Annotated in this window: 17 protein-coding genes; 4 read left to right on the top strand and 13 right to left on the bottom strand. The window is 29.2% G+C overall.

The window, feature by feature from the left end:
- Positions 1-208 precede the first annotated feature (208 nt).
- Genes ABCM86_RS10490 through ABCM86_RS10505 form a run of 4 tightly spaced genes read right to left on the bottom strand, consistent with a single transcriptional unit; the run spans position 209 to position 2,977 of the window.
- Positions 209-706 (bottom strand): SEC-C metal-binding domain-containing protein, encoded by a 498-nt coding sequence (locus tag ABCM86_RS10490; RefSeq protein ID WP_195929966.1) that lies wholly within the window; start codon positions 704-706, stop codon positions 209-211.
- 55 nt (positions 707-761) lie between these two features.
- Positions 762-1,466 carry a UPF0489 family protein gene (locus ABCM86_RS10495; RefSeq protein ID WP_195929967.1) on the bottom strand — a complete coding sequence of 235 codons (705 nt, stop codon included), beginning with the start codon at positions 1,464-1,466 and terminating at the stop codon, positions 762-764.
- Positions 1,467-1,484: 18 nt separating this feature from the next.
- Positions 1,485-2,150, bottom strand: coding sequence for an RluA family pseudouridine synthase (locus ABCM86_RS10500; protein ID WP_195929968.1), 666 nt, complete (start codon positions 2,148-2,150; stop codon positions 1,485-1,487).
- Positions 2,150-2,977, bottom strand: coding sequence for a class I SAM-dependent methyltransferase (locus ABCM86_RS10505; RefSeq protein ID WP_343003978.1), 828 nt, complete (start codon positions 2,975-2,977; stop codon positions 2,150-2,152). The genes ABCM86_RS10500 and ABCM86_RS10505 overlap by 1 nt, the downstream gene beginning before the upstream one ends.
- 291 nt (positions 2,978-3,268) lie before the next feature.
- Here ABCM86_RS10505 and ABCM86_RS10510 point away from each other — a divergent pair, with 291 nt between their 5' ends.
- Positions 3,269-3,997 carry an RsiV family protein gene (locus ABCM86_RS10510; protein ID WP_243269563.1) on the top strand — a complete coding sequence of 243 codons (729 nt, stop codon included), beginning with the start codon at positions 3,269-3,271 and terminating at the stop codon, positions 3,995-3,997.
- Between the two features lie 267 nt (positions 3,998-4,264).
- On the opposite strand, the gene carB is transcribed toward ABCM86_RS10510, so the two are convergent.
- From carB to ABCM86_RS10530, 4 genes are all read right to left on the bottom strand, one after another.
- Positions 4,265-7,471: a carbamoyl-phosphate synthase large subunit gene (gene carB / locus ABCM86_RS10515; RefSeq protein WP_195929971.1), complete on the bottom strand. Its 3,207-nt coding sequence runs from the start codon at positions 7,469-7,471 to the stop codon at positions 4,265-4,267.
- 38 nt (positions 7,472-7,509) lie between these two features.
- Positions 7,510-8,568: a carbamoyl phosphate synthase small subunit gene (locus ABCM86_RS10520; protein WP_195929972.1), complete on the bottom strand. Its 1,059-nt coding sequence runs from the start codon at positions 8,566-8,568 to the stop codon at positions 7,510-7,512.
- A gap of 12 nt (positions 8,569-8,580) precedes the next feature.
- Positions 8,581-9,297 (bottom strand): orotidine-5'-phosphate decarboxylase, encoded by a 717-nt coding sequence (gene pyrF / locus ABCM86_RS10525; protein WP_195929973.1) that lies wholly within the window; start codon positions 9,295-9,297, stop codon positions 8,581-8,583.
- Between the two features lie 409 nt (positions 9,298-9,706).
- Complete coding sequence (locus tag ABCM86_RS10530) at positions 9,707-10,513, bottom strand: nitroreductase family protein (protein ID WP_295763763.1); 807 nt, start codon at positions 10,511-10,513, stop codon at positions 9,707-9,709.
- A 294-nt stretch (positions 10,514-10,807) separates the two neighbouring features.
- On the opposite strand from ABCM86_RS10530, the gene ABCM86_RS10535 reads away from it, so the two are divergent.
- On the top strand, positions 10,808-12,034 hold the full coding sequence (locus ABCM86_RS10535; RefSeq protein WP_343003968.1) for an aminopeptidase: 1,227 nt from the start codon (positions 10,808-10,810) through the stop codon (positions 12,032-12,034).
- Positions 12,035-12,222: 188 nt separating this feature from the next.
- Here ABCM86_RS10535 and ABCM86_RS10540 read toward each other — a convergent pair whose 3' ends face one another.
- On the bottom strand, positions 12,223-13,101 hold the full coding sequence (locus ABCM86_RS10540; RefSeq protein ID WP_195929976.1) for a LysR family transcriptional regulator: 879 nt from the start codon (positions 13,099-13,101) through the stop codon (positions 12,223-12,225).
- Positions 13,102-13,277: 176 nt separating this feature from the next.
- Between ABCM86_RS10540 and ABCM86_RS10545 the strand changes: the two genes are divergently transcribed.
- A complete protein-coding gene (locus ABCM86_RS10545) occupies positions 13,278-13,826 on the top strand; it encodes a chromate transporter (protein ID WP_195931337.1) in 549 nt (182 codons plus the stop codon).
- Positions 13,820-14,386: a chromate transporter gene (locus tag ABCM86_RS10550; protein ID WP_195931338.1), complete on the top strand. Its 567-nt coding sequence runs from the start codon at positions 13,820-13,822 to the stop codon at positions 14,384-14,386. Before ABCM86_RS10545 ends, ABCM86_RS10550 begins: the two co-directional genes overlap by 7 nt.
- 227 nt (positions 14,387-14,613) lie before the next feature.
- Here the strand turns inward: ABCM86_RS10550 and ABCM86_RS10555 are convergent, their stop codons facing one another.
- The 4 genes from ABCM86_RS10555 to ABCM86_RS10570 form a co-directional block, all read right to left on the bottom strand.
- Positions 14,614-17,001, bottom strand: coding sequence for a homocysteine S-methyltransferase family protein (locus ABCM86_RS10555; RefSeq protein ID WP_343003979.1), 2,388 nt, complete (start codon positions 16,999-17,001; stop codon positions 14,614-14,616).
- The gene (locus tag ABCM86_RS10560; RefSeq protein WP_343003969.1) at positions 16,973-17,698 is read right to left on the bottom strand and encodes a vitamin B12 dependent-methionine synthase activation domain-containing protein; all 726 of its coding nucleotides are present in this window, start codon (positions 17,696-17,698) and stop codon (positions 16,973-16,975) included. Before ABCM86_RS10560 ends, ABCM86_RS10555 begins: the two co-directional genes overlap by 29 nt.
- A gap of 70 nt (positions 17,699-17,768) precedes the next feature.
- The gene (locus ABCM86_RS10565) at positions 17,769-18,224 is read right to left on the bottom strand and encodes an S-ribosylhomocysteine lyase (RefSeq protein WP_195931341.1); all 456 of its coding nucleotides are present in this window, start codon (positions 18,222-18,224) and stop codon (positions 17,769-17,771) included.
- 138 nt (positions 18,225-18,362) lie between these two features.
- Positions 18,363-19,301: an NAD-dependent epimerase/dehydratase family protein gene (locus tag ABCM86_RS10570; RefSeq protein WP_295677167.1), complete on the bottom strand. Its 939-nt coding sequence runs from the start codon at positions 19,299-19,301 to the stop codon at positions 18,363-18,365.
- Positions 19,302-19,579: the final 278 nt, after the last annotated feature.

The following is a 19,579-nucleotide window of genomic DNA, read 5'->3' on the forward strand; positions in this document are numbered from 1 at the left end:
ATTCAAATTTTACATCACAATTATTAATTTTATTGTTAATATTATGATATAAATTTCAAACATATATTTAACTTTCTTATACAATATCACTTAGAGTTGACTCTAAGTCAATAACATTATTTAATTATACAAATTTTTACAAATAAAAAAGCATTTGAAATAACACTTTTACTGTGTTTTTCAAATGCTTTATTTTATTTAAAAAATATTATTTTCCACAACATTTTTTGTATTTTTTACCGCTTCCGCATGGGCATGGATCATTTCTTCCAACTTTATCTTCTTTAACTACTATTCTAGATCTGTTGTAATCTTTAGTTATAGCTTTTCTAGTTTCAGGAGATAATATTCCATTCCATCCTTCTAATTCATATAACCAGTGAGCTTCAGCACCTAACATATTGTAGTATAATTTTTCCCAGTCTATTTTTATAGAAACGTTAGTATCAGCTTCTATAGCTTCTAAGTCTAACTCTTCTTTAACACTTTCGCTTATTCCATCTAAGAATCCCATGAATAATTCATTAGATACTCCGTATTTAGCAGCTAATTCAGCAACTGTTCCTTCAACAACATCAGTTTTGTTGTTTAATATTTCATTGTATATTCCTGCTTCTGATTTTAAGTAATTTTCCCAGAATTTTATTTCTTCATCATTGTTTGCGTGGTTATCACAAAGGTTTCTCCACTCTGCATATAAACTCATTATAAGTTCCTCCTAATTAATATTTATTCTAAGTTTTTTCTTATTATTAACAATTCTATATTATATCATAATTAAACAATTCTTTTAATACCTTTATGGCATACTCTTGGTCTATAAAATAAGGACTCGAAGCTATTGTAATCACTTTTGCACCCTTTATTAGCTCTTTGATTTTGTTTAATCTAAAATCATATGGAATATAATCCATATCTTTAGAGAATATATCTAAGTCTATGTCTAAAACATATTCGCCTTCTACATTCAAATCAAATCCATAAGAACTGTCTATTATATCTACACCACAGAATACACCTTTTTTAAGTGCAGGCTGTATGAAGTTACCTACATTTAAAACTTTATTGGTATATCTAAAAACATCGTCTAAATTTTCTAAGTCTACTGTATAATCATCGGGCTCTCTCATGTCTTTATGTTGATCTACATGAATTAATTTACAACCTTTATTAAATAATCTCTGTTGTAAACTTTTCATCCAGAAATAAAAGGCATGGTTATGGTTATCAAATATATAGACGACTTTTCCATCTACTTCGTATTGAACTAAATTTTTAAGTCCTATTGCTTTTATTTCTGTATCTTCGTCAATTTCGTTAAAAACTATATTTTCACCTAAAGATACATCATCTAAAGTTCCCTTTATTAATTTAGGTACAAATATTTTCTTGTTTGTTCTTTCATCATAAGAAAATATATTGTTTCCTAATGGTTCTTCAATATAAAAACCTACATATCTCTCCATGTTTTCTCCTTAAAAATACTAAAACATATTCCATGGATATTTATTCGGTGGTTCACAAATAAATTCCATTTTTTCTTTTTTAGTTGGATGTTCTATTTCTATTTTGTATGACCACAGTGCAATTTGTTGCCCTTTTTTATTTACGTTCTTTCCGTATCTTTGGTCCCCATAAAGTGGGTGATTTCTACTTGAAAATTGAACTCTAATTTGGTGTGGTCTACCTGTTTGTAAATCAATTTCTACAAGACTAAATCCATTATTTGATGCTAATGTTTTATAGCTTAATTTAGCATCTTTAGCATCTTTGTGATTTTTATTTACTACACTTACCATATTTGTCTTTTTATCTTTATATAGATAATCGCTTAAGTTGTCTTCTCTCTTTTTCATATCGCCATGTATAACAGCTTTATAAGTCTTCTTAAACGTTTTGTTTCTAACTTGCTCAGATAATCTAGATGCAGCTTTTGAAGTTTTGGCAAATACCATAATCCCTCCAACTGGTCTATCTAATCTATGGACAAGTCCAACAAAGACATTTCCTGGTTTGTTGTATTTTTCTTTTAAATATTTTTTTAGTAAATTTACCATATCATCGTCATTGGTATTGTCACCTTGAGATAATATATTTACAGGCTTTTCAACTACTAATAAATGATTGTCTTCAAATATTACGTTAAGCATTATTTAGACTCCCATCTACCAAATATACCACATGGAAGAATTTTTCCGTCTCTTGAAGCTGGTATTCCTAATTCTCCTCCGTATATTTTTCCGCCTTTTACTTTTTTACCTATAGTAGTTTGAAGTACATTTTCTAATACTATTGGTGAGAATCCTGTTGTATATGAGTTTATTAAGAAGAATAATGGCTTATCTGATAATACTTTCATACATAAGTTAACAAAGTCGAAAAGTTTTTCTTCTATTTGCCATACTTCACCTTTTGGTCCTCTTCCATAAGAAGGTGGGTCCATTATTATTGCATCGTATTTATTTCCTCTTCTTATTTCTCTTTCAACGAATTTTACAACGTCGTCTACTATAAACCTTACTTTTCTATCTTCTAATCCTGATAATTTTATATTATCTTTTGCTTGAGTAGTCATACCTTTAGAAGCATCTACGTGACATACTTCTGCTCCAGCTGCAGCACAAGCAACAGTTGCTCCACCAGTATAAGCAAATAAGTTTAATACTTTTATCGGTCTTTTTGCATTTCTTATTTTATCCATTGACCACTCCCAGTTTGCCGCTTGTTCTGGGAATAATCCAGTATGTTTAAATCCAGTTGGTTTTATGTGGAATTTTAAGTCTTTATAGCTTATAGTCCATTGTTCTGGGTATTTCTTTTTGTGTTCCCATTGACCTCCACCTTTGTTACTTCTGTGGTAGTGTCCATGAGGATTTTTCCATAGAGACCATTCTGCCTCCATTGGCCAAACTACTTGAGGGTCCGGTCTTCTAAGTACATAGTTCCCCCATCTTTCTAGTTTTTCTCCATTTCCCATGTCTATAAGTTCATAATCTTTCCATTGATCCGCTAATAATAACACGTTATTACCTCCTATAATTTCTTACTAATCTTATGTATTATATCATATTAACTAGCTTTATTTTAGGTATTTTCACCAGTTTATATACTTTATTTACTATTTCTATCAGCTTTTATATAAATTAATAATACAGCTAAATTAAAATGTTCTTTTTTTATAAAAATAATCATAAATATTAGTAATTTATTTAATTAGGAGGTGAATTGTTGCAGTCAATCTAAAATAGATTTTTTGCAACGGATTATAATGAATCAAATAAATCCAAATTTCACAAGCTGTATTTATAATCTACTATATATTCAATATAATGAGATTTTTGGTAGAGAAGAATATTTCTATTATGATTTGGCGTATCCTGTCTTTTACAACGTAAAAAACGGATATTTTCAAGTAGACAAACAAATTTTAGATAATTTAAATAAAACCGTTTATTCTAATATAAATACTTTTAGAGATGGTCTTTATGAAGAAATGGCCCAATATAATAAAACAGCCGCAGAAAATGCCCTTCCTAAAAGAGTTTATCAAGTAAGTACTTCTTTTGATATTACATTTAGTAAAAATCACATTTTAAGTTTTGTATTAAATTTAGATTCTATTAGTGATAATTATGGCCCTCTATACGAAGACGTATACCATTTTAATATAGATTTACTTAATGGAAATTCACTTACTTTAAAAGATTTGTTTAATGAAGGTGTTGATTATCTACCATTATTATCACAATATGTAAATGATGAAATAGCGAAAACTCCAGAGCTATTTTATGAAAATACTGTTGTAGACATTCCTGACTCTCAAGCTTTTTACATAACTGATAAAGGTATTGTTTTGTATTTTGAAGTTGATGAAATAGCACAAGAATCAGCTGGTGTTCCAAAATTCTTAATTTCATTCGAACAATTTGGCGAGTATATAAATCCTAGATTTTATTGTAATCCTGAAAATCTTCTTAGAAGAAAAAGAAGAAGATAAATGTAAATGTAAAAATAAATATAAGCAAAATAAAAAAAGAATGCGCCGCCACATTCTTTTTTTAGGGAGTTATTACTAAAAAAATCATCAAAAAAATTATTCTAATTTCTAGTTATTTGGGTATAAATAAGTTTTATTACCTATCTGTTGATATTATAATAACTCCAAAACCTTAAATTAACCTTAGCTTTATTATCTTTACAAAAAAAGTTACTGTAAACTAATTTAATACTAGTTACAGTAACCTTTTTATTTAACAGTATATAATTAATCAGCTAAGTTATATACTTTTAATTGTTCTTTTTTAATGTGTTTTTGATTTACTTTTACTAATGCTTTTAATGTATCTAATGAAGTCATAACATCTATAGAGTATTCAGTTGCTAATCTTCTTATTCTAAAACCATCTCTAGTAGCATCGTTACCTTTTGTTGGAGTATTTATAACCATATCAACTTGGTTGTTAGTTATAACATCAAGTATATTTGGTCTAACTTCTCCTATTTTGTTAACTATTATAGCGTCTATTCCATTAGATTTTAGAAGTGATGCTGTTCCTTCTGTCGCCATGAAAGTATATCCTACACGTTTCATGTCTTTTGCTATTTCTAAGAACTCTTCTTTATCTTGGTCATTTACTGTTGCAAGTACCACGCCTCTATCATTTGACATTTTCTTACCTGCTGCTGTAAATCCTTTGTATAATGCTTCTTCTAATGTCTCACCAACACCTAAAACTTCTCCAGTTGATTTCATTTCTGGTCCAAGACTTACATCAACTCTAGCAAGTTTTGACATTGAGAATACAGGTACTTTTACTGCTATTAAGTCTGGTGTTTTGTAGATTCCTGTTCCATATCCAAGATCTTTTAATTTTGCACCTAACATACATTTTGTAGCTAAATCTACTATTGGCACCCCACTAACTTTACTTATATATGGTACTGTTCTACTTGCTCTTGGGTTAACTTCTATGATGTATAATTCACCCTTAAATTCGATAAATTGTATATTAACCATACCTAAAACATTAAGTTCTAATGCTATTTTCTTAGTATAGTCTAAGATTTTTTCTTTTATATCATCAGATATATTTTGGCTTGGATACATTGTTATAGAGTCTCCAGAGTGAACTCCTGCTCTTTCTAAATGTTCCATTATTCCTGGTATTAATACATCTTCTTTATCGCATATAGCGTCTACTTCTATTTCTCTACCAACTAAATATTTGTCTATAAGTACTGGGTTTTTACTATCCCTTTCAAATGCACTATCAAGGTAAGCTTTTAATTTAGCTTCGTTATAAGTTATTTCCATACCTTGACCACCAAGTACATAAGAAGGTCTAACTAAAACTGGATATCCTATTTCGCTAGCGTGTTTTACACCTTCTTCTGTAGACCATACAGCTATACCTTTTGGTCTATTTATATTTAATTTTTCTAGTAATTCATCAAATTTTTCTCTGTCTTCTGCTGCATCTATATCGTTGAAGTCAGTTCCTAATATAGGTATATTCTTTTCGTCTAGGAATTTAGCTAATTTTATAGCTGTTTGCCCACCGAATTGTAATATTACACCTTCTGGTTTTTCTTTTTCTATTATATTTAATACTTCTTCTTCTGTTAATGGTTCAAAGTATAATTTGTCAGAAGTATCGAAGTCTGTGCTTACTGTTTCTGGGTTGTTGTTTACTATTATAGTTTCTATTCCTAATTTTCTTAAGGCTTTTATACAGTGAACTGAACAGTAGTCAAATTCTATACCTTGCCCTATTCTTATTGGACCAGAACCTAAAACAACTATTTTTCTCTTATCACTTACTACAACTTCATCATACTCTTCATAAGTTGAGTAATAGTATGGAGATAATGCATCAAATTCTCCACCACATGTATCAACCATTTTATAAGCTGCATGTATGTTATATAAAGATCTTAATTCATAAACTTTTTCTGGGCTTATTTTCATTAAGTCTGCTATACCTTTATCTGAGAATCCTTTTTTCTTAAGAGTTTTTAGATAATCCTTGCTTATATCTTCTATTTTCATAGTTTTTAATTTTTCTTCTTGTTTAACTATCCAATCTATTCTATATAAGAACCATTTATCTACACCAGTGATTTTTTCTATCATGTCGATACTATATCCTCTTCTTATCATTTCTGCTAAGTCGAATAGTCTTTCGTCATCTGGCATAACTACTCTTTCTTTTAATTCTTCTATTGTTCTTTGTTCAGATGGTTTGTGTATTAATGAGTATTTTCCTATTTCTAAAGATCTTATACCTTTTAATAAAGCAGCTTCAAAGTTGCTTCCTATACTCATTATTTCTCCAGTAGCCATCATTTTTGTTCCAAGTCTTCTGTTCGCTTGTTTAAATTTATCAAATGGCCATTTTGGTATTTTTACAACAACATAATCAAGCGTTGGTTCAAAACAAGCCTTTGTTTTCTTAGTTACTGCATTTTCTATTTCATCTAATGTATAACCTAAAGCTATTTTAGCTGCAACTTTTGCTATTGGATAACCAGTTGCTTTTGATGCTAATGCTGAAGATCTACTAACTCTTGGGTTTATTTCTATAATTGCATATTCTAATCTGTGAGGATGTAGTGCTATTTGTACGTTACATCCACCTTTTACTTCTATTGCATTTATTATTTCAATTGAAGCTGTTCTTAATAATTGGTACTCTTTATCGCTTAAAGTTTGAGATGGAGCTACAACTATACTATCTCCCGTATGCACACCGACTGGGTCCACATTTTCCATATTACAAACAGTTATACAGTCTCCGTTTCCGTCTCTCATTACTTCATATTCGATTTCTTTCCAACCTTTTATACTTTTCTCTATAAGAACTTGTGTAACTGGGCTAAGTTGTAAACCATGAGTAAGAATTTCAATTAATTCTTCTTTGTTTTCAGCTATACCACCACCAGTTCCGCCTAGTGTATAAGCAGGTCTTATTATAACTGGATATCCTATTTTTTCAGCATATATAATACCATCTTCTAAGTTTGTAACTATATCACTTTCGATTACTGGTTGATTGATACTTCTCATCATTTCTCTGAATTCATCTCTGTCTTCACCTTTTTTGATTGATTCTATTGAAGTACCAATTACTTTTACCCCGTATTTATCTAATATACCAGCATCTGATAATTCTACTGCTAAGTTTAGAGCTGTTTGACCACCCATACCTGCAAGTAAACTATCTGGTCTTTCTTTTTCTATTACTTTTTCTATTGCCTCTAATGTAAGTGGTTCTATATAAATTTTATGAGCTACTTCTTTGTCCGTCATTATTGTAGCTGGGTTTGAGTTTATTAATACAACTTCTACTCCTTCTTCCTTTAAAGCTTCACAAGCTTGTGTTCCTGAGTAGTCAAATTCCGCTGCTTGACCTATGATTATCGGTCCTGACCCTAATACTAATGTTTTCTTGATACTATCTATTTTAGGCATAATTTTTTCTCCTTCACAAAATACTTATAACGTTCTAATTATTTATTGTTTAATACCTCTAAGAATTTATCGAATACATACTCGCTGTCTTTTGGTCCCGGGCAAGCCTCTGGGTGATATTGCACACTATATATCGGTAATTCTTTATGTCTCATTCCTTCAACTGTATTGTCGTTTAAGTTGATTTGAGTTACTTCCATACATTCTGGCACTTCACACACATAGTAACCGTGGTTTTGTGCTGTTATAAATACTTTATTTTCTTCGAAATCTTTTACTGGATGGTTTCCACCTCTGTGTCCAAATTTAAGTTTTCCTGTTTTTCCGCCGAATGTCCTAGCTAAAATTTGGTGTCCTAAGCATATTCCAACTATAGGTTTTTTCCCTATCATCTTCTTAACATTTTCTACTATCTCATCTAAGTCATCTGGGTCCCCAGGTCCATTTGATAAGAATATTAAATCTGGATCATCATTTAATACTTCTTCTGCAGTTGTAGTAGCTGGATATACTGTTACATCACAACCTCTTTGTACAAAATTATCTATTATGTTTTGTTTTACACCGTAATCCATAACAGCAACTTTTGCACCACTACCTTGATAATATTCTTTTTCTTTTCTTGAAACATCATAAACTGCATAAGTATTATCAAATTTATCTAATTTAGGTTGAACACTTTCAAGTGTAGCATTTTCGTCGATTGTTATTATGCCTCTCATTGTTCCTTCATTTCTAAGGATTTTTGTTAATGCTCTTGTATCTATTCCTTCAAGCCCAATTATTTTATTTTGTTTTAAATAAACATCTAAACTCATTTCATTTCTAAAGTTATTAGGTGTGTCACTTTTTTCTCTAACGATGAATCCTTTGACGCATACATTTTTTGATTGTACATCTTCTAAGTTGATTCCATAGTTCCCTATTAATGGGTAAGTCATAGTTACTATTTGTCCGTAATAAGAAGGGTCTGTTAATACTTCCCCATATCCAGTCATAGAAGTATTGAATACTACTTCTCCAACAGATTCTTCTAAATACCCAAATGCTTTACCGTTAAAAACAGTACCATCTTCTAATATTAATCTTGCCTTCATATAACTTACCTCCTATGCGTTCTCAATCTCTTTAACTATTTCTATAGCTGATTGTTTTGGATTTTCAGCTTGTGTTATTGGTCTTCCAACTACCATGTAATGCGCCCCATTTTGTATTGCTTGAGCTGGAGTAACAACTCTTTTTTGGTCTCCTACTGCTGCCGATTGTGGTCTTATTCCTGGGCATACAGTTACGAAATCTTTTCCACAAGCTTCTACTATTTTATCTACTTCCTTAGCCGAACATACAACTCCATCTATGCCTGATTTTTCAGCTAATTTTGCTCTTTTTATAGCTAATTCTTCAGTTGTCATATTGCAACCAATATCTTGTAAATCTTCATTGCTTAATGAAGTTAAAACCGTAACTCCAACTATTATTGGTTTTTCTATATTTAATCTTTCTGCTTCTTCTTTTGCGATTTCTGCACATTGTCTCATTCCTTCAAAGTCTGAAACATGTATCGTCATCATCCAAACATTATCTTTTACCGCAGCCTTTACTGCACTTTTCATAGTATTTGGTATGTCGTGGAATTTTAAATCAAGGAATATTTTTTTACCTTTTTCTTTTAGATATTCCACTGTTCTCCCCTTTGTAGCAACATATTGTTCTAATCCTACTTTAAATATGTCTACACTATCTTCTAGTTGATCAATTAAATCTTTAGCTTTATCAAAGTCGTCTGTGTCAATAGCTACTATTAACTTTTCTTTCCCTTTTATCATTTCATACTCTCCTTCTTAATAAAGCCTTACTTTAAAAAAAGCCCTTACACCATAGAGGTATAAGGACTTTGTATACATAAATAACTAAACTAAATGAGTTAACTATGAAGTATCTTTATCAGCCTCTCTGGACTATTTTAAAAGACTTTATTATGTTTTTATTTTATATATAAAAAAACCTCTAGTCATTAACCAGAGGTATAAATAATCTTATTATATATGTTTAAAGGTACACTTAGCCCTTGTTTGTCTATATGTCCCCTTAATACGATACTATTCTAAATTACTTTATATTCTCTCTGGAATAATTTAAAGTTTTATTTAAGTTTTGCATAGCTTATATAGATTATTACACTTATTTATCCATATGTCAACCTTTGTTTAAATATGATTTTTATGGAATAATATTTTAGACTTGTTTAGCCTTTTCCACAACACTTAGAAAATATAGTTTTCTTCTTTTGTCTTTTACATCGAGTTTTTTATATTCAATATCTATATCATCATGTTTGCATGCAATTTCAAAATGTCTTAATGCAACACCCATACTTATTCTACTGTATTTATCTAATTCCAATCTTTTTTTATGTTCGTCTTCAAATAAATCAAATCCATTTTCTCTTTGTTCTAATGTCCATGGTTGGCAGTTATTGATTGATGGCGCAACTCTTAGCGCATTTAAAGCATTAAACCATTTTTCATCATATGTTTTACATATATGCTTCATTCTATGTCTATCATGTATTGCTGATGACGACCTAAATAATGCTTCCCCTTCTTGTGGATATCCAAATGCTATTATTGCTTGCGGATATTCTATTTCAGATTCATCTTTATCTTTTATTTTATCTAAATTAACAAATTCTTCTACTTCATCTCTAGTTAGCATACATTTTAGCCATGTCGTTCCTAAACCTAAGCACGCCATTTCTAACGTGACATTTTGTAATGCATAGCCTATATTCTCTAGATAATTTTCCCCTTTATTACTAGTTATTAATATATAGTGGGGAGCTTTTATTTGAATCTTATTTCTCGTTGAAAAATTAATCAAATGTCCTCTATCTATTACATGAGCTTTTATATTTAAATTTGAATTTAGATAAGTTATATTACTGCATAATTTTTTTACTTCTTTCATTAAAGATTCTGTTATTGGTTTTGTTGAATAAAACTCTATAGATTTTCTATAGAAAATAGCATCATATAACTCCATCTATTACCTCCTGTTAAATGTATTATATTATTCAATTTATAACTAAGTCATATGTTAATATTATATGCTTTTTAATGCATAAATTAAAGTGTTCAAAATATTAAATTATCTAAATATTTTTTCTTTCAAATATCATGTTTTCGTATATATTTTTTATTAAATATAATAATAAATAAATAACAAGAAAACCATTATTTTGTATAAATACAATGGTATAATTTAGGAGTGATTATTTATAGAATTAAATTTAATATTATATCTTTAAAAATACATAATATCGAAAGGAGTTTTTTTATGGATTTTAATTCAAAATTACAAAAATACGCTGAATTAGCAGTTAAAACTGGAGTAAATATACAACCTGGACAAACTCTACTTGTAAGAACACCTATTGAGTGTGCTGAATATGTAAGATACGTTGTTGAAGAAGCTTATAAAGCTGGAGCAAAAAATGTCCATATTGAGTGGTCCGACGAAAAATGCAACTTAATAAAATATTTAAATGCACCTGATGAGGCTTTTGAAGAATTCCCAAGATGGATTTCTGAGCAATATCTTGATATAGCAAAAGAAGGTGGTGCCTTCTTAACAATATATGCACAAGATCCTGATTTATTAAAAAATGTTGACCCAAAAAGAATTGCTGAATACCAAAAAGTATCAGGGCAAGCATTAAAAGAGTGGCGTGGATATACTCTAACAAATAAATGTAGATGGAGTATTGTATCTATTCCTACAGCTGCTTGGGCAAAAAAAATATTCCCAGATATCTCTGAAAAAGAAGCAATGGACAAACTTTGGGGACTAATCTTCAAATGTTCAAGAGTTACAGAAGATCCAATCCAAGCTTGGAAAGAACACAATAACAACCTTAAAGAAAAAACAGATTTCTTAAACAGTAAAAAATTCAAAACTTTAAAATATAAATCAAAAATAACTGATTTAACAGTTGAAATGCCAGAAGGTCACATTTGGGAAAGTGGTAGCGAAAAAGATGTAAATGGAATAGAATTTAACCCAAATATGCCGACAGAAGAAATTTTCTGCCTACCTCATAAATTTGGAGTTAATGGAACACTTGCTAGTACTAAACCTCTTGTTTATGGTGGAAATATAATAAATGACTTTGTATTAAAATTTGAAAAAGGTAGAATAGTAGATTTTTCTGCTAAAGAAGGCGAAGAAACTTTAAGACACTTAATTGAAACTGACGAAGGTTCTCACTATCTAGGAGAAATTGCCTTAGTACCATATTCTTCTCCAATTTCTGATACTAACACAGTATTTTATAATACATTATATGATGAAAATGCATCTTGCCATTTTGCAATAGGTTCTGCATACTCATCTTGTATAGAAGGTGGAAATGATATCGCTGAAGAAGATTTCGATAAATACGGAATAAATGATAGTCTTACTCATGTCGACTTTATGGTTGGTTCTGCTGACTTAGATATCGTCGGAATAACTCATGATGGAGAAGAAATTCAAATATTCAAAGATGGAAACTGGGCATTTTAGTAATACTTATTAATTAATAATATTTATTTCTAAACAACTAAAATGCTGACTTAATTAAAATATATATAAATAGCTAGACATTCGATTATTTCAATATGTCTAGCTATTTTTAATTTCTAAAAATCTGTCTAATATAGATTATTTTAAATAAATATTTTTAAATTACTTTCTATAAATAATAAATACTTTTAAAATTTGTAATCTCTAATCATATCCAATAAGTTTCTTGCACTTCTAGGTAAGTACTTATTTTTCATCCAAACAATTGATATTTGTGTTTTTAATTCATCTTCATCTAGCTCATAAAATTCTATGTTCTTATCTGAATTATCAATAATAGATTTTGGAACAATACCTATGCCCAGACCTTCTTCTGCCCATGCAACTGTTGTTCTAGAATCATCATTTAAGCAATATATACTCGCTTTTACTTTATTTGAATGTAGTGTTTCCATAATTAGTTTTTCATATCGTCTATATATTATTATTGATTTTTTATCTAAATCTTTTAACTTTATTTTGTCTTTTTCATTAAAATTAAATTTATCATCATTTTTCTTTACTACTGCTACCATTGGCTCTGTTTTCAAATTTATACAACATAAGTTTTGGCTATTAAAAGGTGTTCTAACAACTCCAATATCTACAATTCCTCTTTCAATCATGTCCACAACTTCATATGTATTTCCTTCATATAATTCAAATTTTACTTTTGGATATTGTTTTGCATACGGTGAAATAAGCTTGTTAGGTATAAATTGATTACAAGTCGACACTGCACCTATTTTTAATACACCTTCTATTCCCGATTTAAAATCTTCAATCTCATTTAATGTAGATTCAAATACATCTACCATATCTTTTCCCCTTTTATATAAGAGGTTTCCCACATCAGTAAGTGTAACTTTTCTACTCCCTCTCTCAACTAATTTTACTCCCAACTCCTCTTCCAATGCTTTTAGTTGATTACTTAAAGGTGGTTGAGATATATGTAGTTTTTGAGCTGCTTTTGTTATATTCCCTTCCTCAACAATAGTTATAAAATTTATAAGCTGTTTTATATCCATCTCCATCCCCCTCTTTTTAATAAGTATATTTTTACATTCGATGCAAAAACTAAATAAAATATAAATTTCTATATCTATACTTAAAAAATATATTATATATACCTATTATATATTTTTAATATATATATAACTATGCTAAAATTTTCATATAAACTTTAGGAAGGGGATTTTAAGGTATGAATATTTTACTCGACTTATTTTTAACCTTTGCCAGAATCGGAGGGTTAACATTTGGTGGAGGTTATGCAATGTTACCAATATTACAAAGAGAAGTTGCTGAAAATAAAAAGTGGGCAACAGAAGAAGAATTAATGGACTATTACGCTATCGGTCAATGTACGCCTGGTGTTATAGCTGTAAATGTTGCTACTTTTATAGGATATAAAATGGCTGGTTTTATAGGAGGAGTTATAGCAACTTTAGGAGTAGTAACACCATCAGTAGTAATAATTACTCTTATAGCTGCATTTTTAAGCAATTTTGCTGATTTACCAATTGTAATTCATGCATTTAATGGTGTTAGAGTTTGTGTATGTGTATTAATCTTAAATGCCATAATTAAACTTAGCAAAAAATCTGTAGTCGATAAACTTACTTTCGCAATTTTTATAGCAGTTTCACTATTATCAATAGTAACTAGTCTATCTCCTATCATTTATATTATTATTTCTGGTCTTATAGGAGCTCTAATTTATAAATTTAGGGGAGGTAAAGAGGAATGTTAACACTTTTGAGATTATTTTTCGAATTTTTTAAAACAGGTCTTTTCGCAGTAGGTGGCGGACTTGCTACAATGCCATTTTTATATAATATAAGTGAAACAACTGGTTGGTTTTCAAAAAATGATTTAACTAATATGATAGCTGTATCAGAATCTACTCCAGGACCATTAGGAGTAAATATGGCTACTTATGTAGGTTTTTCAGTATCAGGCGTAGTCGGATCAATAGTTGCTACTTTGGGATTAATTTGTCCAGCATTAGTTATTATAGTTATTATTTCTAAATTCTTAAAGAAGTTCAAACAAAATCCATATGTAGAGGCTGTTTTTCATACAATAAGACCAACTTCGACTGGTCTAATAGTAGGTGCTTGCTGGGGCGTTGTAGAAATAACTATGTTTTATTTAGATAAATATAATATTACATCCAAATTTGTCGATTTATTTAACTTTAAATCAATTATTTTTGCATTTATTTTATTCTTCTTAATAAAATATACAAATAAACATCCAGTTATATATATTGCTTTATCAGCAGTAGTTGGTATTTTATTATCATTTTAAATTTTTGCAAAACAAAAAGAGGCTATTATATAGCCTCTTTTTGTGTTGACGAGAAATTTTTAATTTAACATCATTAATTAAAATTTATATAAATTTCTAAATTAATGACCTATATTCAATATAGTAGCATATTTTGCTACATTATTTAAGGGGAAAAAATAAATTTGTTCCCCTTAAATATCTTTTATATTTTAACATACTTTTATACTTGATTTCCACATTATTTTTTAAAAAGTGAGTTTTGCTATCTCAACAGAGCTTTTTGCGTCTTTTGCATAGTAGTCTGCATTTATTTTTTTTGCATATTCTTCTGTTAAAACTGCACCCCCAACTATAACCTTTGCATCAATGCCAGCATCTTTTATAGCTTGTATTGTATCCTTCATATTCTGTACAGTTGTTGTCATTAGGGCGCTTAATCCGATTAGCTTTATGTTTTGTTTTTTAGCAGTTTCTACTACTGTCTCAATTGGAACATCTTTTCCTAAATCGATAACTTCATATCCATAATTTTCTAGCATGATTTTTACGATATTTTTACCGATATCATGTATATCGCCTTTTACTGTAGCAATTATTATTTTACCTTTTGTTCCATTTGTATTATCAATATTAGCATTTAACTTATCTTTTATGATGTTTAATGCTACTTTTATTGTTTCTGCTGCTTGAATCATTTGAGGTAAGAATATTTCTCCTTTGTCATATTTTACTCCAATTTTATCAAGAGCAGGTATTAACATTTCGTCTAAAATATAATGTCCATCATATTCTTCAAGCAACTTATATGTTAATTCTTTCGTTTCTTCTTTTAATCCTCTTTCAACTAACATATCTAAAGACATATCTTTTTGGTTATTGTTAGATGTTTTGTTGATTGATATAGTTGTATTATCCATATATTTTTCTATATATTTTTCGCAACCTTTGTCTATATTGTTTATCACTCTATATGCATACATAGATTCCATCATAACAGGTTCTGATGTATTTATTATCGCTAAATCAAGCCCAGCACCTAGTGCTAAATTTAAAAATGTTGAGTTTAGTGCTTTTCTATTTGGAACTCCAAATGATATATTAGAAACCCCTAAAATAGTTTTACAACCTAGGTTTTCTTTTACCATTCTAATAGCTTTTATAGTTTCCATAGCTTCTTCTTGTTGTGCTGATACTGTTAAAGATAAACAGTCTATAAATATATCTTGTCTTCTTATTCCATAACTTTCTGCTCTTTCAACAATTTTTTTAGCTATTTCAAATCTTCCTTCTGCTGTTTTAGGTATTCCAGCTTCATCTAATGTTAATCCTACTAAGCCAGCTCCATATTTTTGTGCAAGAGGAAGTATTTTATTTAGTGATTCTTCTTTGCCATTTACTGAGTTTACAATTGTTCTTCCGTTATAATATCTAAGTCCTTGTTCTAATGCGTCCGCGTTAGATGAGTCAATCTGTATCGGTACGTTTATAATCTCTTGTAACGTCTTTATAACTTTTGGCATCATAGCTTTTTCGTCTATTTCAGGAAGACCTACATTCATGTTTAATATTTCAGCGCCTTCCTCAACTTGATCAAGACCTAAACTAACAACATAATCTAAATTTCCACTTATTAATGCATCTTGTAGCGGTTTTCTTCCTGTTGGATTTAATCTTTCTCCCATTACTGTTGGTCCTGTTATCTCAACAATTTTTGATGGAGAGCAAACCACACATTCTAAATTCTTTTCGATTGGTTTGACTTCTACATTTTTTATATTTTGTGATAAAGCTTTTATAAATTCAGGATTTGTACCACAACATCCACCTATAATTTTTGCACCCATTTTTACAAACTTAGATGCACCGCTTAAAAATTGTTCTGCCGTCATATCATATACAGCTTCACCACATTTGATACATGGTAAGCCTGCATTTGCTTGTACCATTACTGGTATAGTTGCTCTTGTAAGTATTTTTTCTACTATTGGTAATAATAAATCTGGCCCTAGTGAGCAGTTAACCCCTACTGCATCTGCTCCTAATCCTTGTAATGTAACTACCATACTTTCTGGTAAACATCCTGTAAAACTTCTTCCATTTTCATCAAAAGTCATAGTACAGAAAACAGGTAGATTTGTATTTTCTTTTGCTGCTAATAAAGCCGCCTTTATTTCATATAAATCCATCATAGTTTCTATTACAATTATATCTGCACCTGATTTTTCCCCTTGAATCATTTGTCTTTTAAATATTTCATACGCTCTATCAAAACTAAGTGTTCCCATAGGCTCTAACATTTCACCAATTGGACCGATATCTAAAGCTACATATTTTTCATTGTCATTATTAACTAAAGATGCCGCTTTTTTTGCAGCTTTTACTGCTGAATCAATTACTTTTTCTAAATCATACCCTTGTGGCAGCTTTAACTCATTGCATCCAAAAGTATTAGTAGTTGCAACATTTGATCCTGCTTCATAATATTCTTTATGTATATCAACTAATATATCAGGATTTTCGTACCCAAATACTTCAGTATTTTCACCTACTTGTAGGCCTTTTTTTTGAAGCATTGTACCCATTGCTCCGTCAAATATTAATATATTATCTTGTATATATTGTCTTACTTCCACAACCATCAGCCTTTCTTCTATATTCACAGTTAAATCTATTAGAACAATTTTCACATGTTCGCTTAACTTTTGCTATTTTTTTATTTGTTATGCCAATTAATGCTACTACTGATTTTCTAGGAATCATTATTCCAGTATTAGTAACTGTTACACCAATTCTTTTATGTGCATCTAATACTTGTAATATGTCTTTATTAACACTTATATCTAAATCCCCATATCCAGGGCTATATCTCATAGTAAGAGATTTCCCCTCCTTAGACATTTGTTGAAGTATATTATCCTGTATTAAATCACAAATCTCTTCAATTGAAGTCGTAGCACATGCATCTACTATAATTCCTTTTGTAAGGTCATTATAGCTATATCTTCGTATATTTTTTTCGATATTAAATCCAAGAGTTGCACACATCAATACACATTTATCACAATCCTTAAGCAATTCACTTACATCTTTACTTTTTAATATTAAGTTTGTATTTTTAAATTCAATTGTATTTAAATCTAAATCATTTTTTATATCATATATTTCATAAATATATTTTGTATCAATCTCTTTTTTTGTTTCTTTAATACATTCATTTATTCTAAGATTTAAATCTGAATCAATTTCTTGACCATTGTGACCTAAATATCTAAGTACCTCTAATTTGTCTAATGATACATTAGATATTATATTTTCTTGACTTCCTATCATTTTTTATTTCTCCATATACATATTGATATATTTTTTCCAAACTTTGTATTATTTATTTTAAATATTCTAATTATTCACCATATATATTTAGTGAGAATCCTTGTTCTAACACATATTTAGCATATTCTTTTGCACCAAATAATGATAAATCTCTATAGTTTCCACATTCAACAGAAGTCGCAGCTATCATCTTGTCAGCTTTTAAAACTTTTTCTAATGCTCTTTCTAGCCCTTCTTTTATTGTTTTTGCATCGACATCTCCCCACATTACTAAATAGAAACCTGTTCTGCATCCCATTGGAGATAAATCTATAACATCATCTAATTCTTCTCTTAAATATGTTGCTAATAAATGTTCTAATCCATGCATAGCAGCTGTTCCGAAAGCTTCTTTATTTGGTTGTAAAAATCTTAAATCAAATTTACTTACCTTATCCCCCATTTTACCTTCTAATACACAGCATTTTCTCACAAAAGGTGCTTTTACCTTATTATGATCTAATTTAAAACTTTCTACTTTTTCCATTTGAATCTCTCCTTTTTTATAGTTTTTAATATAGAAAAACGCCTAAAGACTTTCTTTAGACGTTATAATATCCAAATATATTTAAATTATATATTAATTACCATTTTTTGTAAATAAAACTGGTATTTCAATACTAATTTACACTATCTTTAAAACCTGATCTACTTCATGCATTTCTTTATCATCCATCTTAGGTTTATTTTTGATATACCATTCGTATGTTTTTCTGAGCCCCTTTTCTAGCATTATATTAGGTATATAGAGACCATGGTCTATCAATTTTTCAATTTCTAGCACGCAACTAGTATTTTTAAATGGAAAATAACTTCTTTCTTTTATCTTTATTTTATCCGAATCTACATATTTTATTATAGGTTCTTTTCCGACTACTTCGCCACATGTTTCTATTAGTTTCTTCCACGTGATACGTTGAGGAGTTGCAACATTATATACTTCTCTAACTTTATCATTTTTTATCAAACTATATAAAATCCTTACGAAATCATCTATATATATAAATTGATTTACTACAGGTTCATTTTTATCACTAGGTACTGGAATAGCCTTCCCTTCTCTTATTCTATCAAAAAAATAAGTCTCCCTATATAAATTATTTTCTGGTCCATAAATGTGAGTTGGTCTTATTATTATGTAAGGTATATCACTATTTATAATATAACTTTCTGCTTGTACTTTTTCAATTCCATACTGCCCCCAGGCAGGATTAATCCCTTTTTCATCATCTTCTGATATATATTTTTCTGATTTTTTATATACTGCGGAAGAAGACAGTACAACATATTTTTTTAAGTTTTTTCGATTTACAAATTTAAATAAGTCCTCTATTTCTGATTTAAAAAATGCTGTCATATCATAAATATATGTGTATTCATTTCCATTTAAGGCATTTTCTAATTCATCTAAATTCTTTCTATCACACAATAAATGTTTATTTACACCTTCATAATCAATACTTCCAGTTGTCAAAACATCAACCTTATGTCTATGTTTTATAAAATATTTAGCAAGTGATTTGCCAATAAAATCGCTTCCTCCCATAATTAAAACTGACTCCATTTTTTATTCCCCCCTTATGGATAAAAATTTATTGAGTTTAAAAGTAACGCCACTTTAATAATACCATATATTGGAGTATTTTTATTGTATTATTAAAATTATCTGTGTATTTTTTTTAGAAAAATGCACAATTTCTTTCACTATAATTTACATTCATTTAAATAGTTATTTATTTTTATTTAACTTTTATATAAAAATAGCAAAAAGGGCGCTACATTTTACGCCCTTCTTAATACTATTTTATCTTTATTTTTCAAGTCTATTAAATTTTATCTAAT

This window comes from Clostridium sp. 2218st1_F5_2218SCRN_220325 (assembly GCF_039062665.1).
Classification (GTDB): domain Bacteria; phylum Bacillota; class Clostridia; order Peptostreptococcales; family Peptostreptococcaceae; genus Intestinibacter.

What these genes read in the sequence shown, in the direction of transcription:
- ABCM86_RS10510 (WP_243269563.1), top strand. Translation starts at nt 3,269, where the DNA reads ATGAATCAAATAAATCCAAATTTCACAAGCTGTATTTATAATCTACTA.
- ABCM86_RS10540 (WP_195929976.1), bottom strand. Translation starts at nt 13,101, where the DNA reads ATGGATATAAAACAGCTTATAAATTTTATAACTATTGTTGAGGAAGGG.
- ABCM86_RS10570 (WP_295677167.1), bottom strand. Translation starts at nt 19,301, where the DNA reads ATGGAGTCAGTTTTAATTATGGGAGGAAGCGATTTTATTGGCAAATCA.
- carB (WP_195929971.1), bottom strand. Translation starts at nt 7,471, where the DNA reads ATGCCTAAAATAGATAGTATCAAGAAAACATTAGTATTAGGGTCAGGA.
- ABCM86_RS10495 (WP_195929967.1), bottom strand. Translation starts at nt 1,466, where the DNA reads ATGGAGAGATATGTAGGTTTTTATATTGAAGAACCATTAGGAAACAAT.
- ABCM86_RS10535 (WP_343003968.1), top strand. Translation starts at nt 10,808, where the DNA reads ATGGATTTTAATTCAAAATTACAAAAATACGCTGAATTAGCAGTTAAA.
- ABCM86_RS10550 (WP_195931338.1), top strand. Translation starts at nt 13,820, where the DNA reads ATGTTAACACTTTTGAGATTATTTTTCGAATTTTTTAAAACAGGTCTT.
- pyrF (WP_195929973.1), bottom strand. Translation starts at nt 9,297, where the DNA reads ATGATAAAAGGGAAAGAAAAGTTAATAGTAGCTATTGACACAGACGAC.
- ABCM86_RS10490 (WP_195929966.1), bottom strand. Translation starts at nt 706, where the DNA reads ATGAGTTTATATGCAGAGTGGAGAAACCTTTGTGATAACCACGCAAAC.
- ABCM86_RS10560 (WP_343003969.1), bottom strand. Translation starts at nt 17,698, where the DNA reads ATGATAGGAAGTCAAGAAAATATAATATCTAATGTATCATTAGACAAA.
- ABCM86_RS10545 (WP_195931337.1), top strand. Translation starts at nt 13,278, where the DNA reads ATGAATATTTTACTCGACTTATTTTTAACCTTTGCCAGAATCGGAGGG.
- ABCM86_RS10500 (WP_195929968.1), bottom strand. Translation starts at nt 2,150, where the DNA reads ATGCTTAACGTAATATTTGAAGACAATCATTTATTAGTAGTTGAAAAG.
- ABCM86_RS10505 (WP_343003978.1), bottom strand. Translation starts at nt 2,977, where the DNA reads ATGGGAAATGGAGAAAAACTAGAAAGATGGGGGAACTATGTACTTAGA.
- ABCM86_RS10530 (WP_295763763.1), bottom strand. Translation starts at nt 10,513, where the DNA reads ATGGAGTTATATGATGCTATTTTCTATAGAAAATCTATAGAGTTTTAT.
- ABCM86_RS10565 (WP_195931341.1), bottom strand. Translation starts at nt 18,224, where the DNA reads ATGGAAAAAGTAGAAAGTTTTAAATTAGATCATAATAAGGTAAAAGCA.
- ABCM86_RS10520 (WP_195929972.1), bottom strand. Translation starts at nt 8,568, where the DNA reads ATGAAGGCAAGATTAATATTAGAAGATGGTACTGTTTTTAACGGTAAA.